Origin of the sequence: Bradyrhizobium sp. 63_E2_N1_3, assembly GCF_052076005.1 — a bacterium.
Taxonomy (GTDB): domain Bacteria; phylum Pseudomonadota; class Alphaproteobacteria; order Rhizobiales; family Xanthobacteraceae; genus Bradyrhizobium; species Bradyrhizobium barranii.
In genome coordinates this window covers 1,738,996-1,752,359 of sequence record NZ_CP197235.1, presented here as the reverse complement: position 1 = coordinate 1,752,359, position 13,364 = coordinate 1,738,996, and the positions used below count along the sequence as shown (strand labels likewise).

Sequence of the window (13,364 nt, the reverse complement as noted above, 5' to 3'; positions counted from 1 at the left end):
GATTCTCGGTCGAGACCTGAGCATTGAGCGACCAAGCTTGCACGACGCTTGTGCATCATTGCACGATCACGTCGGCCTGGAGTGCGCCGGCCGTTTTGATCGCCTGGAGGATCGCGATGATGCCCGACGGCTTCAAGCCGATCTGGTTCAGCCCGCGCACCAGGCGCTGGAGGTCGACGCCGCTCAGGATCGCCACCTGCGATCCGGCCTCGTTGGCCTCGACCACCGTCTGGGGAACGACCACCGTCTGCCCTCGCGAGAACGGCGCCGGCTGCGACACCACGGGAAGCTCGGTGACACGAACCGTCAGGTTGCCATGCGTCACGGCGACGGTCGATATGCGCACGTCGCGCCCGATCACCACCGTACCGGTCCGCTCGTTGATCACCACTCGCGCCGGCGTGTCCGGCTCGACCGTCAACTCGCCGATTTCGGCGAGGAAGCGGACGGGGCCGATATGGCGCGGCTTCGACAGCACGATGGTGCGGTAGTCGCGCTCGAAGGCGATCTGCGCGCGGTAGCGGCCACCGGCGTAACCGTTGATGGCGTCGAGAATGCGTGTCGCGGTGACGAAATCAGGGTTCTTGAGCTCCAGCACCAGGAACTCCATCTCGTGGAGGCTTCCCTGCACCTCGCGCTCGACCAGCGCACCGTTCGGGATGCGGCCCGCCGTCGGCGTGCCCTGGCTGACGTTCTGTGCCTGCCCTCCCACACTGTAACCGGCGACCGTGACCGCGCCTTGCGCCACCGCATAGACCGCGCCGTCCGCCGCCCGCAGCGACGTCATCACCAGCGTGCCGCCGAGCAGCGAGGTCGCATCGCCGAGCGACGATACGGTCACGTCCATGCGCTCGCCCGCCCCGATCGAGGGCGCCAAATCCGCGGTCACCATGACGGCAGCGACGTTGCGTGTGCGCAGCGTCGTCGGACGCGGGGGATTGTTGGTGCTCGTGGTTTCGTTCCTGACGTTGATGCCCATGTTCTCGAGCATCGATTGCAGGGACTGCTCCGTGAACGGAGCGTTGCGGAGCGTGTCGCCGGTGCCGTTCAGGCCGATGACGAGGCCGTAACCGACGATCTGGTTTTCGCGCAATCCCTTGATGTCCGCGATGTCCTTGATGCGGACGGCCGCCTGGGCGCTGGCGGCGGAAACGAGCAGGATGAGCGCAAGCAGGAATCTGGTCATGATCCATCCACGACCTTGACGGTGCCGTCCGGCTGGACGACGCCTCTGATGATCACGCCGGTGTCGGTGTTTCGCACCGGGATGAGCGCGCCGGTCGCGCCCGACTGCATCGCCGCGCCGTAGGTGACGATCGACAGGCCGCTGTCTTCCACCACGACCTTGACCATGGCGCCGCGGGCAATCGTCCAGGGATCCTCCACCGAATTGGTCGGAATCGGCTGGCCCGGCAGCAGCGCGCGCCGTGCCATGCGTCCGACCAGGATCTGGCGTCCTTCGATGAACATGGCAACGCCGAGCACATTCGGCGCGAAGGCACGTTCCGTGATCATGTCGTCCCGGATCAGCTCGCCGGCGCGGATCGACACGGCCGGCACGGGAAGCCGCTTCTCCTCGGCCGCAGCGAGGCGCGCCGAGACGAGAACCAGCAGCACGGCGGCCAACCCGCGCACCATCAAGCCCACCCTGTTCGACATCGAGAACACCGGAACTAGCGCATGCCCTTCGAGACCGTCTGGGCCATTTCATCCGAGGCCTGGATGACCTTGGCGTTCATTTCGTAGGCGCGCTGCGCCGAGATCAACTCGGTGATTTCCTTGACCGGGTCGACGTTCGAGGCTTCGAGATATTGCTGATTGATCTTGCCGTACCCGGAATCGCCCGGCAGCCCGACGACCGGCGTGCCGGACGCCGTGGTCTCGCGATAGAGGTTGCTGCCGAGCGGCTCGAGGCCCGCTTCGTTGGCGAAATTGGCGAGGTTGAGCTGGCCGATCTGCCGCGGGTTCACTTCCGTATCCAGCTTGGCAAACACCTGTCCGGTCTGGTTGACGACGACCTGAACCGTTCCCTGCGGTATCGTGATTGCGGGATCCAGCAGATAGCCGTCGGTGGTGACGAGCTGGCCGTTGGCGTTGGGGCTGAACGAGCCGGCGCGCGTGTATTGCACCTCGTTGTTCGGGCCGAGCACCTGAAACCAGCCGCGACCGTTGATCGCGAGGTCGTAGGGGTTGCCGGTCTGCGTGAGCGCGCCCTGGATGTGCAGCTTGCGGATGGCCGTCGACTTGACGCCGAGACCGAGATTGGAGCCTTCCGGGATCGGCGAGGAGCCATTGACGTTCGCGACGCCCTGCATGCGGTCCATCTGGTAGAACAGATCGGTGAATTCCGCGCGCGCACGCTTGTACGACGTCGAATTGATGTTGGCGATGTTGTTCGCGATGACTTCGATGTTGGTCTGCTGGGCGTTCATGCCCGTGGCCGCAATGGCGAGCGATTTCACAGCTTCATTCCCTCAGATCAAATCGACATCCGGACGACTTCTTGGTAGGCCTGCACGACCTTGTCGCGAACCGCGACCGCGGTCTGCAAGGCCTGCTCGGCCGACATCAGCGCCTCCACGACCTTCCGGGTCGATTCCTTACCCTGCATCGCCGAGATCGACGCCGCTTCGCCCGCCTTCAGCGTCCCGATCGCGTCCGTCGTCACCTGCTTCATCACCGATTCGAATCCGACATCGTCGGTGGACTGAATGGCGGTCGGCGCCGCCGGCGCGATGGCCTGCGTCTCGGTCGCGCGGCTCGCCGCTTGCCCGGCGGAAATCGCGGTGGATGAAATTGCCTCAAGCATTGTCAGCTCCTCAGCAGGTCGATGGTCATGCCCAGCATCGACCGCACCTGTTTCACGACCTGGAGATTGGCTTCATAGGACCGGTTGACTTCCCGCATGTCGGCCATCTCGATCATCATGTTGACGTTCGGCAGCTTGACGTAACCGGCCTTGTCGGCGGCGGGATGTCCCGGCTCGTACTCCACGCGATACGGCGTGGTGTCGACCCCGATCTCCTTGACCTTCGCAAGCTGCGCGCCCGAGGCGCGGTCCATGGCGGCATCGAAAGTGATGGTCTTGCGCTGATACGGATCGGCGCCGGCCGTGCGCCCCGTCGAGGTCGCATTGGCAAGGTTTTCCGAAACGATGCGCATGCGCGTCGACTGCGCTTCGAGCCCGGAGCTCGCGACCGTCAATGACGCTTGCAGTGAGTCCAGCATGTCAATTCACCTCAGCTCTTCGCGCTCGACAGCAGCATGCGGTGGAACGACCGCACGACCGCCGAGTTCATCGAGTAGTCGCGACTGACGTCGCTGCCCTTGATCATTTCCTGCTCGAGGCTGACGGAGTTGCCGGAGTGAACCACTTCCCAGCTGTCCTTCTTCGCGGTCTTCCGCGTATCGGTCTCGGCCGCGGACAATTGCATGTGCGAGGGTGACGTCGTCGCGAGCCTGACCGGCGTGGCGTCGAGCACCTTGTTGAAGGGCTCGACGTCGCGCGCCTTGAAGCCCGGCGTATTGGCGTTGGCGACGTTGGTCGCGATGGTCGACTGGCGGAGCTCGAGGTACCGCGCCTGCGACGATGCGAGTTCGAAGAGATAAAGCGGTCCCACGACGGCCCCATGCTGATTTCTTAAGATTAAGTTTAGGGCCGCAAGCTTTCGTCAGGCTGATGCAGCCGACGCTATGCTCGGAAATCTACTGAACCTTCTCGGTCCGCGGCGCCTGCTTGGACTGCAGGAAGTAGATGATCTCGGCGACCGGCCGGAAGAATTCCGCCGGAATCACCTGGTCGACCTGAACCGCCTCATAGAGCGCGCGCGCCAGCGCCTTGTTCTCGATCACCGGGATCCGGTTCTGCTCCGCGACTTCGCGGATCTTCAGCGCGATCACGTCCATGCCCTTGGCGACGACCATGGGCGCTGCGTTTTCCTCGCGCTTGTAGCGCAGCGCGATCGCGAAGTGTGTCGGGTTGGCGATCACCAGCGTCGCGCGCGAGGCGGATGCGATCATGCGTTGGCGCGAACGGTCGCGCGCCAGCGAGCGCAGGCGCGCCTTGATCAGGGGATCGCCTTCCGCCTGCTTGTGCTCGTCCTTGATCTCCTGCTTGGTCATGCGCAGCTCGCGCCGCCAGTGGAAGCGCGCCCAGGCGAGATCGATCGCGACCAGGACGATGGTGGCGATGCAGATCGCCGAGACGATCCGCATCGCGATGTTGAGAATCATCTCCGGCAGCGCGACCGGATCCGTGTACATCGCCTCGAACGCCCTGGCTTCGGACGAGCGCAGCACGAACACGACGACGACCGTCACCGAGACGAGCTTGAACAGCGACTTGGCGAATTCGACGAGGCCCTGCGTTCCGAACAGCCGGCTCCAGCCGCTGATCGGCGAGATTCGCGACAGCTGCGGCTTGATGCGCTCCAGCACCAGGCGCGGCGCATTCTGCAGCAACGATGCGGCGAGGCCGAACACCGCCAGGGTGACGACCAGCGGCACCAGGAATCGCAACGCCTCGAGGCCCACCACCGTGAGCAGGTTGCGCGCGTCCGCGCCGTTGCTGAGAGGGAAGCCTTCGGGATCGTCGAGCAGGCTCTTCAGCGTCGGCGTCAATTGCTGTACGCCCTGGCCGATCAGGAACGCCTGGATCACCATCAGCGCGGCCATCGAGGCGAAGATAGAAGCCTCCCGAGAGACCGGGATTTTGCCCTGTTCGAGCGAATCGCGGACTTTCTTCTCGGTCGGCTCTTCTGTCTTGCTCTCCTGATCGGATGTTTCTGCCATGCCCGTTCAGCGGTCAGCGGAAGACCAGCTCGTCCTCCTGCTCGGGGTTGAGCTCGATTTCGCCCTTTTCCGCCAGGTCGAGTGCAAGGTCGGTGATGACGCGGCGCGCCTCCAGCACGTCGCGCTGGTTCGACGGCTCGCCGATGGCGAGTTCGTGCTCGACGACGCGGCGGACGCGCGAGGCAACGGAGGACAGGATGAGTTCGCGGAAATGCTTGTCCGTGCCTTTCAGCGCGATAACGATGCGATCGGTCGGCACCTGGTCGAAGATCATGGTGCGCGCCTTCGGGGTCAAATTGACCACGTCGTCGAAGGTGAACAGCAGTTCCTTCAGAACTTCGGCCGACTTCGGACGCTTCTCCGACAAGCTCTTCAGCATGTCCTCGATATGGCCGCGCTCCATCTTGTTGATGATGTCCGCGACGCGCGCGTAGGTGTCGGCGCCGAGGTTGCGGGCGAAATTGAGCGTCAGGTCCTCGTGCAGCGTCTTCTCGAGGACTTTCATGGCGTCGTCGACGATCGGCTTGAGGCTGAGGACGCGCCGCATCAGCTCATTGCGCAGGCTCGACGGCAGCTGGCTCATCACCTTGGCGGCGCAGGACGGCTTGACCTTGGACAGGATCAGCGCCGCGGTTTGCGGATGCTCCTTGGAGAGGTACGTCGCCAGCGAGTTTTCCGACACCGACGAGACGCGGTCCCACACCGACCGGCTCGAATTGCCGAGCAGGTCCGACATGATTGCCGAGACCTGGTCGGCAGGCAGCACGTCGCCGAGTACAGCTTCAAGACCGCCGATGGTGCCGAGAATGTTGGCGCCCATCGAGAACTGCTGAGCGAACTCCTCGACGATCGACTCGAGCTCCTGCGCGGTGATCGGCCGCAGCTCGGCCGCGGCCTTGGTGACGATGCGGATATCCTGCGGCTCGAACTGCGAGAGCACGCTCGCGGCCGCCTGCCGGCCCATGGCCAGCAGGAGTGCCGCGACCTTTTCCGTTCCGCCCAGCGTGGCAACGCCTCGCTGCTTGATAGGAGCGACGCCGACCTGTGCCGCCATGATCAGGTATCACCCTGCCCCAGCGGTCCGACGATCTCTGTGAGCGAGACGCCGAAGCGGGAATTGTCCTCTTCGACGACGACCACTTCGCCGCGGGCAACGACGCGGCCATTGACCACGACGTCGACGGGCTCGCCGACGCGGTGATCGAGTGGAACCACCGCGCCGCGGCCGAGCTTCATCAGGTTCGCGACCGGAATGGTCGCCGAACCGAGCACGACCTGCATCGTGACGGGAATGCGCAGGATGGCATCGACATTGGCGAATTTGCCGGTTTCCTCCGCCGTGCGCGCGGCGATCTCCGCCAGCCGCTCCAGCGGAGACGCATCGGTCTCTCCCGATGCCGATGCAGACTCATAGTCGAAAGATTGCGCCATTTGGTATCGCCTCTTGGTATTTCCGCTCCCGGAGCGTCGCGACGGTCCGATCGCACGTGTCCTTCAAGTCCCGAATTCAATGCTTGTTCGCCTCGGCGCCGCTCACGGTTGAGGCCGGTTGGAGCCCGCTCCGCGCGTCGAGCGCCGCGATCGCCTCGTGGGCCTGATCTATCTTCGTGCTCAGCACGTTGGCGAGCCGGCCGAGATTTGCGGTGGAATCATGCGCGGCGGTGATGACGGTGTCGAAGGCGCCCGCCGTCTCGTGGACGATGGTCGAGAACTCGCCCTGGTAACTGCGCAGCCGCGCCAATTCGCGGTGCATCCGGGTCACCCTCATGCTGGTGAACGCCAGCGCGATCAGCAGCACGGCATCAACGAGATAGGATATCATCGACGAACTCCCGCTTCTGATCGACGGGATCGGCCACCTGCATGGCGTAATAGCCATCGAGCTGGCCGATCTGACACCAGAACAGCACCTGGTTGTTGCTCTCGAGCCGGGCCAGCGTGCGCGGCGTGGCCTCGAGCTCCAGAACCTGCCCCACCTTGAATTGCACGACGTCCTCGAGGGAAATCATCTTCTCGTCGAGCACCGCGCTCAGCGTCACTTCGGTACGGTGAACCTCGCTCTCCATCTGCTCGCGCCAGCGCGGATCGGCCGCGCGGCCGTCGCTGACGACGACGTGGGCGAGCTTCTGCCTGAGCGGATTGAGCGCGGAGTGCGGAATGATCAGGAACATCTGGCCGCCGCGATAGAGCGCCTGCACCATCATGTTCGCGCAGATCGACATATTGCTGGCGCGGCCAATCGCGAGCGACGCCATCGCCGTCTCGACTCGCTCGACACGGAAGGTGACATTGGAGGTGCCGGCGAAGGCGCCCTGCAGCGCCTTGGCGAACCGCTCAAACAGTGCCTGGACCAGCCGGATCTCGATGTTCGAGAAGGTGCGTTCGACGTCGAGCGGCGGTTCGGCGCCGTCGGAGCCGAACATCGCCTCGACCATGGTGAAGACGAAGTCGCGATCCAGCATAATGATGACGCGCGAGTCCCACTGCTCGGCATAGAGCACGGCGGCAACCGCGTTGCCCTCGTAATCCTTGATGATGTCGCCGAGCGGGTCGTTGGTGATGCCGTTGACGGAGAAGTAGCACGGCGTTCCGGCCATCGGCTGCAGGCTGTCGGTGCACGATGCCGCCATGCGATCGAAGATCACATTGAGCATCGGCATGCGTTCGATCGATATGCCGGCGGCGTCCAGCAGGTAGTTCGGCAGCTGCTTCCGCTGATCGACGTCGAGGTCTTCCGTCATCATGCGCGGGCAGCCTTCGGTTCAGCCTCGGTCGCGACGGCCTTCGGACCCGCAATCGTCTCGTTCTCGACCACGTCGATCGACGGCCGTTCGCCGCTCGCGATCATCTTGCGACCGTGCTCGACGGCGATCTGCGGCATGGCGCCGTTCATGAACGCCAGCAGCGTCTGCTTGACGATGATGTAGGGCCGGCAGCGCTTCTCTCGCGTCATCTTGATCTTGATCGCGAAGGGCGAGAGGACACCGTAGGACAGGAAGATGCCGGCGAAGGTGCCGACGAGCGCCGCGCCGATGAAGCCGCCAAGGAGCTTCGGCGACTGGTCGAGCGCGCCCATGGCCTTGATGACGCCGAGCACGGCGGCGACGATGCCGAGCGCCGGCAGCGCCTCGGACACGACCACCATCGAATTGTAGGGCGCCAGCTTGGCCTTCACGATGGTGTGGATCTCTTCGTCCATCAGCGCTTCGATCTCGTGCGTGCGCGCATTGCCCATGATGATGAGGCGGACATAGTCGCAGATGAACTGCAGCAACGGCGGGTCCCCGAGGACGCTCGGGAACGCCTTGAAGATCTCCGAGGACGCGGGATCGTCGATATGCGCCTCGACCTCGTTGCGGCCTTTGCCCCGGAGCTCCCGCATCAGGGCATGGAGCGCTCCGAGCAGATCGAGGTAATAGCGCTCACTCGGCACTGCGCCGGTGATGGCCTGCATGCAGGCCACGCCGGTATCAACGACCGTTTTCCACGGATTGGCGACGATGAAGGTGCCGATCGCGGTGCCCAGGATGATCACGAATTCCCACGGCTGCATGAGCACGGCCAGATGCCCGCCCATGGCGGCAAATCCGCCGAGCAGTGCCGCTACCGTGATGAAAATCCCCACGAAACTGAGCAACGCGCCACTCCATCGCCGATCCCATCGGGAATATCTAGTCGGCGACGCTTGCGCGAGGCTGGCTTCGTGGTCGCCAGCCCCGCGCAAGCAATTGGCGGCAGCTTGAGACGAAGTCGCAACGGCGGCCAGAGGGGCGCGTGCCATGCTATCCACGATCGCGGACTACACCAGACTGACCAAGGACATGGGCAAATCGCTGACGCAGGTCGCGGCCCAGCCGGACGTCAGCCGCGACACCGATTATTTTCTCAGCCATATCGGCAATGTGAAGACGATCGACGACTTCCTGAAGGACTATCGCCTCTACTCCTACGCGATGAAGGCCTTTGGTCTCAGCGACATGACCTATGCCAAGGCGTTCATGCGCAAGGTGCTGACCGAGGGTGTCTCCGACTCCAAGAGCTTCGCCAACAAGCTGACCGACACCCGCTACCGGCAATTCGCCGCCGCCTTCAATTTCGCCGCCCTCGGCGACAAAGCGACCCAGGCCGCCGCGGCCACCACCGGTACGGCGACCCAATACGTCACGCAGACGATGGAGGAGAAGGCCGGCGACCAGAACGAGGGTCTGCGGCTGGCGCTCTATTTCACCCGCAAGGCCTCCACCATCAGCACCTCCTACCAGATCCTCGCCGACAAGGCGATGACGCAGGTGGTCCAGACCGCGCTCGGCCTGCCGTCGACCATAAGCGCGGCAGACATCGACGCCCAGGCCAAGTTGATCACGAGCAAGATCGACCTCACCGATTTCCAGGACCCGGCCAAGGTCACCAAGTTCGTGCAGCGCTTCGCCGCGATGTGGGATGCGACCCAGGCCCAGAACGACATCAACAATGGCAACTCGACCAACTCCGCGCTGGTCCTGATCGGCGGCGCGTCGTCGATGGCCGGCCTGGATACCGACATGCTTACGAAGCTTCAGTCCATCCGGTTCGGAAAGTAAGTCATGCAATCGGCTCTCTATGTGGGATTGTCGGCGCAGGTCGCCCTCGAAAAGCGCCTCCAGACGATCGCCAACAACGTCGCCAACGTCAACACGGCGGCATTCCGCACCGACGTCGTGAAGTTCGAGACCGTGCTGTCGAAGGCCGGCGCGAACCCGGTCGCCTTCTCCTCGCCCGGCGACAACATCATCTCGCGCGAGATGGGCAGCATCACCGAGAGCGGCAACCCGCTCGACGTCGCCGTGGTTGGACAGGGCTGGATCGCCTTCGCCGGCCCGAACGGCACGGTCTATACGCGCGACGGCCGCCTCCAGATCGCCCCCAACGGCGACCTTCAGACCGTGTCCGGCTTCCCCGTGATCGATGCCGGCGGCGCGCAGATCACGCTCGACCCGAACGGCGGACCGATCGCGATCGCCCGCAGCGGCGCGATCACCCAGGACAACAACGAGATCGGCTCCATCGGCCTGTTCAACATTCCCGCCGATGCCAATCTCGAGCGCTACGGCAATTCCGGCGTCACGCCGGACCGGCCCGCGACCGCCATCGCCGATTTCTCCCGCGACGGCTTCAAGCAGGGCTATGTCGAGGGCTCCAGCGCCAATCCGATGATGGAATTGACGAAGCTGATCGCGGCTTCGCGCGCCTTCGACGGCACCAATTCGATGATCGAGGGCACCGAGAGCTCGCTCCAGAACGCAATCCGGACGCTGGGCGAGCCGGGCAAATAGACTGCGCTGCATGCGCATTGAGGGTGGACGGTTTCCTTGAACGCTCTTCGGCAACTCGAGTGGGCGCTGCTGGAGCTTCAGCAGAGCACTCCCCTGGCCAGCGTCAGCGGCGCGATCTCCGAGATCGCTCCGACGCATTTCCGCGTCTCCGGCCTGTCGCGCTTCGTCAGGCTTGGTGAACTGATCGGCGTCAACTCCGGCGGCAAGCCCCAGATCGGCGAGGTGGTGCGGATCGACAGCGAGGGCATCATCGCCAAGCCGTTCGACCGGCAGTTCGCCGGCGGCCTCGGCTCGGTTGCCTACCGGATGCCGCCACTGTCCTTCGCGCCCGATCCGAGCTGGAAGGGCCGCGTCATCAACGCGCTCGGCGCGCCGCTCGACGGACAAGGTCCCCTCACCCCGGGATCGCGCACCGTCTCGGCGGAAGCCGAGGCGCCGGCGGCCATGAAGCGGGCGCGCGTCCACAAGCCGCTGCACACCGGCGTGCGCGTCATCGACCTGTTCGCCCCGATCTGCGCCGGCCAGCGCGTCGGCATCTTTGCCGGCTCCGGTGTCGGCAAATCGACGCTGCTGGCGATGCTGGCCCGCAGCCAAGGCTTTGACACCGTCGTGCTGGCGCTCGTCGGCGAACGCGGCCGCGAGGTGCGCGAATTCATCGAGGACGTGCTCGGCGCCAACCGCAGCCGCGCCATCACCATCGTATCGACGGGAGATGAAAGCCCGATGATGCGGCGGCTGGCACCGAAGACCGCCATGGCGGTCGCCGAATATTTCCGCGACCGGGGCGAATCGGTCCTGCTGGTGGTCGATTCGATCACCCGTTTCGCCCATGCCGCCCGCGAGGTCGCCCTCGCCGCCGGCGAGCCTGCGGTCGCCCGCGGTTACGCACCGACGGTCTTCACCGACCTGCCCCGCCTGCTGGAGCGCGCCGGCCCCGGCGAGGAGGGATCCGGGACGATTACCGGCATTTTCTCCGTGCTGGTCGACGGTGACGATCACAACGAGCCGATCGCCGACACCATCCGCAGCACCCTCGACGGCCACATCGTGCTCTCCAGGCACATCGCCGACCAGGCGCGCTATCCCGCCGTCGATGTTCTGGCCTCGGTCTCCCGCCTCGCCCACAACGTCTGGGACCCCGAGGAGCGCGAATTGGTGAGCAAGCTGCGCACCATGATCGCCAAATACGAGGACACGCGCGATCTTCGCCTGATGGGCGGATATCAGACGGGGCGTGATTCGGGTCTCGACCAGGCCGTCGACATGGTCCCGAAGATCTACAGCGCCATGCGGCAGGACGCCTCGGCAGGGCCGAGCGCCGATCCATTCCGCGAGCTGCGAGACATGCTCAAGGGCGACTAGCCGGGCGCGGCCGGCGCGCCCGTCGTCGTCGACCTGCTCATTATCGCGACAGTCGATCACGCATACCGCTGCGCCTCCGGCGCATGCGCACCCGTCGCCAACTGCTGCTTTCCGTCGCGCGCTAGCATCGGCCGTTCAGTGGAGATCGCGCCGCCGAGGCGAAAGCGATCCGGCGAACCCGTCTCGCTGTCATTATCACAACAACCGCTGCGTGCAATCTCTACGAGTTCCATTGCCGATTCTGTGACGGATCGCGCAAGTTGTGGATGACGCGCCGCTGCGCGTCACCGTCATGCACAAGCTTCCATCAATTTGCATCAACGGCGGACAGCAACAGGCGTGCAATCAAACCGTCGCACATTTGCGTGCAAGTAGCTTGTTACACTGCGTATTACGATCACCATCATGTGTCCTGACGAACGAGATTGTCTTGAACGTTACAATCGCTTCGAGCGACAGCCAGTCTTCGGGAGCGTCTCTACTTGATTTTGTTGAGAAGCTCATTCATCGTTTCGATGGAATACAAGAAACGTCTGCGTGTGACTTGAACTTCAGGGGCTACGGTTGAACAATACCGATCCATCGTCCGGCTGTGACGGCAACTCGGGCTTTCGTTCGACGACGCCACGATTGGCACACCATCATCGACACAGCTTCTCGCGCCGTATCTCGCAGGGTCCATCTGTCGAGTTCGGCGGCAGAACAGTCCGTGCTTTCGCGCGAGAGCCTGGCTCTGCGCATGTGTCGGATGTTGTGGTTGGTACGGCTTCTCGCGAAGGACTGGTGCGCAACGACGGAAGGCGGCTCCGGGGCGCCGCAGACGTGATATCCGGGGCAAGGTAGGAATTTATGCCGTTGGCACGCGAGGCCGTCGAGCTGCTGGTTCAGGCGGCCAGAGCCTGGTATTTCGAAGGCAATCAGCACGGGTTGCGCGACCGGGAATGGATGGCGCTGCGCTTTCTTCACCGCGCCAACAGGTTCTCGCGCACGCCGTCCGCGCTGGCCGGCTTCATCGGCGCGACCCGGGCCACGGCATCGCAGATCGTGAAGACGCTGGAAGCCAAGTCCTTCCTGGTGCGAAAGCCGTCGCACGAGGACAAGCGGTCCGTCGTGCTGCACGTCACCGCGCAAGGCGAGAAATGCCTGAGCCAGCACGACCCGATCAATCACGTGGTGAACGCGGTCACGTCTCTCGGCACCGACGAATGCGTCAGGCTGCGCGACTCGCTGCGCGAGATCCTCAATCATCTCGACGCGGCCCATCAGCGGCTCGATGCCAGCATCTGCCGCGACTGCATGTTTCTCGCCGAACGCAGTCCCGGCGCGGGCAAGGGACGCGCGAGCGCCGAATTCATGTGCCGGCTGTACCGCGCCCCGGTTTCTCTCGAGGAGACCGAGCTCCTCTGCACCAGCTTCGAGCGCACCCGCGACCGCCCGAAGATCGAGGGGCATCTCGACCGCGCGCGCATGGCGAGCCAGGGATGAGGCGGGAGTTCGCGACGTGATGGAACGCGCAAGTTTCGGGCGAATGCGATCGCCGGCGCTTGCGTAAAGTTTCTCAGCGGTATCGTTCTTTGAAACACTCGTTTCCTCCGGTCTCCCGGACGCGCTGACCAAGCACGGGAGCATAGTGGCGCACGCTCCCTCCACGTCGTTGCGAGCGCAGCAAAGCAATGACGGAGTATGAGACATCGGCGTCGTCCTCCAAGTACCCCTGTCGTTCCCCGCGACCCGGCTACGCCAAGGCTTCGCCGGGGCTGAGGTCCAGGGCCGCCGAAGCTTTAGCGTAGGCGGCAAGCGGGGGAATCCTGTACGCCGCGGCCTCTCGGCTCAATCACAGCCGTCTCTGGAATACTGGATCGCCCGGTCAAGCCGGGCGACGACAGCGAGTGCCTGGTC

17 protein-coding genes are annotated in these 13,364 nt (G+C 64.3%); 4 read left to right on the top strand and 13 right to left on the bottom strand.

Features of this window, described 5'->3' with window-relative positions; all coding sequences use genetic code 11:
* Window positions 1-55: 55 nt before the first annotated feature.
* The 12 genes from flgI to motA all read right to left on the bottom strand — a co-directional run bounded on the left by flgI (window position 56) and on the right by motA (window position 8,428).
* Window positions 56-1,186, bottom strand: coding sequence for a flagellar basal body P-ring protein FlgI (gene flgI / locus AB7531_RS08175; protein WP_063981299.1), 1,131 nt, complete (start codon window positions 1,184-1,186; stop codon window positions 56-58).
* Entirely contained in the window at window positions 1,183-1,638 is a 456-nt protein-coding gene (gene flgA, locus AB7531_RS08170) for a flagellar basal body P-ring formation chaperone FlgA (RefSeq protein WP_063986113.1), read from the bottom strand. Before flgA ends, flgI begins: the two co-directional genes overlap by 4 nt.
* A gap of 35 nt (window positions 1,639-1,673) precedes the next feature.
* On the bottom strand, window positions 1,674-2,462 hold the full coding sequence (gene flgG / locus AB7531_RS08165; RefSeq protein WP_063981298.1) for a flagellar basal-body rod protein FlgG: 789 nt from the start codon (window positions 2,460-2,462) through the stop codon (window positions 1,674-1,676).
* Window positions 2,463-2,479: 17 nt separating this feature from the next.
* Window positions 2,480-2,809 carry a flagellar hook-basal body complex protein FliE gene (locus tag AB7531_RS08160; protein WP_014492660.1) on the bottom strand — a complete coding sequence of 110 codons (330 nt, stop codon included), beginning with the start codon at window positions 2,807-2,809 and terminating at the stop codon, window positions 2,480-2,482.
* A 2-nt stretch (window positions 2,810-2,811) separates the two neighbouring features.
* Window positions 2,812-3,228, bottom strand: a complete 417-nt coding sequence (gene flgC, locus AB7531_RS08155) for a flagellar basal body rod protein FlgC (RefSeq protein WP_014492659.1) — start codon at window positions 3,226-3,228, stop codon at window positions 2,812-2,814.
* A gap of 11 nt (window positions 3,229-3,239) precedes the next feature.
* Window positions 3,240-3,620, bottom strand: a complete 381-nt coding sequence (gene flgB / locus AB7531_RS08150) for a flagellar basal body rod protein FlgB (RefSeq protein WP_014492658.1) — start codon at window positions 3,618-3,620, stop codon at window positions 3,240-3,242.
* Window positions 3,621-3,705: 85 nt separating this feature from the next.
* Window positions 3,706-4,791 carry a flagellar biosynthesis protein FlhB gene (gene flhB / locus AB7531_RS08145; RefSeq protein ID WP_039153365.1) on the bottom strand — a complete coding sequence of 362 codons (1,086 nt, stop codon included), beginning with the start codon at window positions 4,789-4,791 and terminating at the stop codon, window positions 3,706-3,708.
* Window positions 4,792-4,804: 13 nt separating this feature from the next.
* Entirely contained in the window at window positions 4,805-5,845 is a 1,041-nt protein-coding gene (locus AB7531_RS08140) for a flagellar motor switch protein FliG (RefSeq protein WP_014492656.1), read from the bottom strand.
* 2 nt (window positions 5,846-5,847) lie between these two features.
* Window positions 5,848-6,222, bottom strand: a complete 375-nt coding sequence (gene fliN, locus AB7531_RS08135) for a flagellar motor switch protein FliN (RefSeq protein WP_063981297.1) — start codon at window positions 6,220-6,222, stop codon at window positions 5,848-5,850.
* A gap of 76 nt (window positions 6,223-6,298) precedes the next feature.
* Window positions 6,299-6,613, bottom strand: coding sequence for a hypothetical protein (locus AB7531_RS08130; RefSeq protein ID WP_063981296.1), 315 nt, complete (start codon window positions 6,611-6,613; stop codon window positions 6,299-6,301).
* Complete coding sequence (locus tag AB7531_RS08125) at window positions 6,594-7,535, bottom strand: flagellar motor switch protein FliM (RefSeq protein ID WP_028153460.1); 942 nt, start codon at window positions 7,533-7,535, stop codon at window positions 6,594-6,596. The genes AB7531_RS08130 and AB7531_RS08125 overlap by 20 nt, the downstream gene beginning before the upstream one ends.
* On the bottom strand, window positions 7,532-8,428 hold the full coding sequence (gene motA / locus AB7531_RS08120; protein ID WP_063981295.1) for a flagellar motor stator protein MotA: 897 nt from the start codon (window positions 8,426-8,428) through the stop codon (window positions 7,532-7,534). The genes AB7531_RS08125 and motA overlap by 4 nt, the downstream gene beginning before the upstream one ends.
* Window positions 8,429-8,570: 142 nt before the next feature.
* Between motA and AB7531_RS08115 the strand changes: the two genes are divergently transcribed.
* From AB7531_RS08115 to fliI, 3 genes are read left to right on the top strand one after another with little or no spacing between them, the layout of a single operon-like run.
* Complete coding sequence (locus AB7531_RS08115) at window positions 8,571-9,371, top strand: DUF1217 domain-containing protein (RefSeq protein ID WP_063981294.1); 801 nt, start codon at window positions 8,571-8,573, stop codon at window positions 9,369-9,371.
* A gap of 3 nt (window positions 9,372-9,374) precedes the next feature.
* Window positions 9,375-10,103, top strand: coding sequence for a flagellar basal-body rod protein FlgF (flgF, locus tag AB7531_RS08110; protein ID WP_063981293.1), 729 nt, complete (start codon window positions 9,375-9,377; stop codon window positions 10,101-10,103).
* 36 nt (window positions 10,104-10,139) lie between these two features.
* Window positions 10,140-11,465 (top strand): flagellar protein export ATPase FliI, encoded by a 1,326-nt coding sequence (gene fliI / locus AB7531_RS08105; protein ID WP_063981292.1) that lies wholly within the window; start codon window positions 10,140-10,142, stop codon window positions 11,463-11,465.
* A gap of 56 nt (window positions 11,466-11,521) precedes the next feature.
* Here the strand turns inward: fliI and AB7531_RS08100 are convergent, their stop codons facing one another.
* Window positions 11,522-11,698 (bottom strand): hypothetical protein, encoded by a 177-nt coding sequence (locus AB7531_RS08100; RefSeq protein WP_187387941.1) that lies wholly within the window; start codon window positions 11,696-11,698, stop codon window positions 11,522-11,524.
* A 616-nt stretch (window positions 11,699-12,314) separates the two neighbouring features.
* On the opposite strand from AB7531_RS08100, the gene AB7531_RS08095 reads away from it, so the two are divergent.
* Complete coding sequence (locus tag AB7531_RS08095; RefSeq protein ID WP_063981291.1) at window positions 12,315-12,950, top strand: MarR family winged helix-turn-helix transcriptional regulator; 636 nt, start codon at window positions 12,315-12,317, stop codon at window positions 12,948-12,950.
* The last annotated feature ends 414 nt before the right edge of the window (window positions 12,951-13,364 follow it).

Excerpts from the sequence above, each read along its gene's own strand:
- AB7531_RS08140 (WP_014492656.1), bottom strand. The coding sequence starts at position 5,845 with ATGGCGGCACAGGTCGGCGTCGCTCCTATCAAGCAGCGAGGCGTTGCC.
- AB7531_RS08125 (WP_028153460.1), bottom strand. The coding sequence starts at position 7,535 with ATGATGACGGAAGACCTCGACGTCGATCAGCGGAAGCAGCTGCCGAAC.
- flgI (WP_063981299.1), bottom strand. The coding sequence starts at position 1,186 with ATGACCAGATTCCTGCTTGCGCTCATCCTGCTCGTTTCCGCCGCCAGC.
- AB7531_RS08100 (WP_187387941.1), bottom strand. The coding sequence starts at position 11,698 with ATGGAACTCGTAGAGATTGCACGCAGCGGTTGTTGTGATAATGACAGC.
- flhB (WP_039153365.1), bottom strand. The coding sequence starts at position 4,791 with ATGGCAGAAACATCCGATCAGGAGAGCAAGACAGAAGAGCCGACCGAG.
- flgC (WP_014492659.1), bottom strand. The coding sequence starts at position 3,228 with ATGCTGGACTCACTGCAAGCGTCATTGACGGTCGCGAGCTCCGGGCTC.
- AB7531_RS08160 (WP_014492660.1), bottom strand. The coding sequence starts at position 2,809 with ATGCTTGAGGCAATTTCATCCACCGCGATTTCCGCCGGGCAAGCGGCG.
- flgF (WP_063981293.1), top strand. The coding sequence starts at position 9,375 with ATGCAATCGGCTCTCTATGTGGGATTGTCGGCGCAGGTCGCCCTCGAA.
- AB7531_RS08095 (WP_063981291.1), top strand. The coding sequence starts at position 12,315 with ATGCCGTTGGCACGCGAGGCCGTCGAGCTGCTGGTTCAGGCGGCCAGA.
- fliN (WP_063981297.1), bottom strand. The coding sequence starts at position 6,222 with ATGGCGCAATCTTTCGACTATGAGTCTGCATCGGCATCGGGAGAGACC.
- flgA (WP_063986113.1), bottom strand. The coding sequence starts at position 1,638 with ATGGTGCGCGGGTTGGCCGCCGTGCTGCTGGTTCTCGTCTCGGCGCGC.
- AB7531_RS08115 (WP_063981294.1), top strand. The coding sequence starts at position 8,571 with ATGCTATCCACGATCGCGGACTACACCAGACTGACCAAGGACATGGGC.
- AB7531_RS08130 (WP_063981296.1), bottom strand. The coding sequence starts at position 6,613 with ATGATATCCTATCTCGTTGATGCCGTGCTGCTGATCGCGCTGGCGTTC.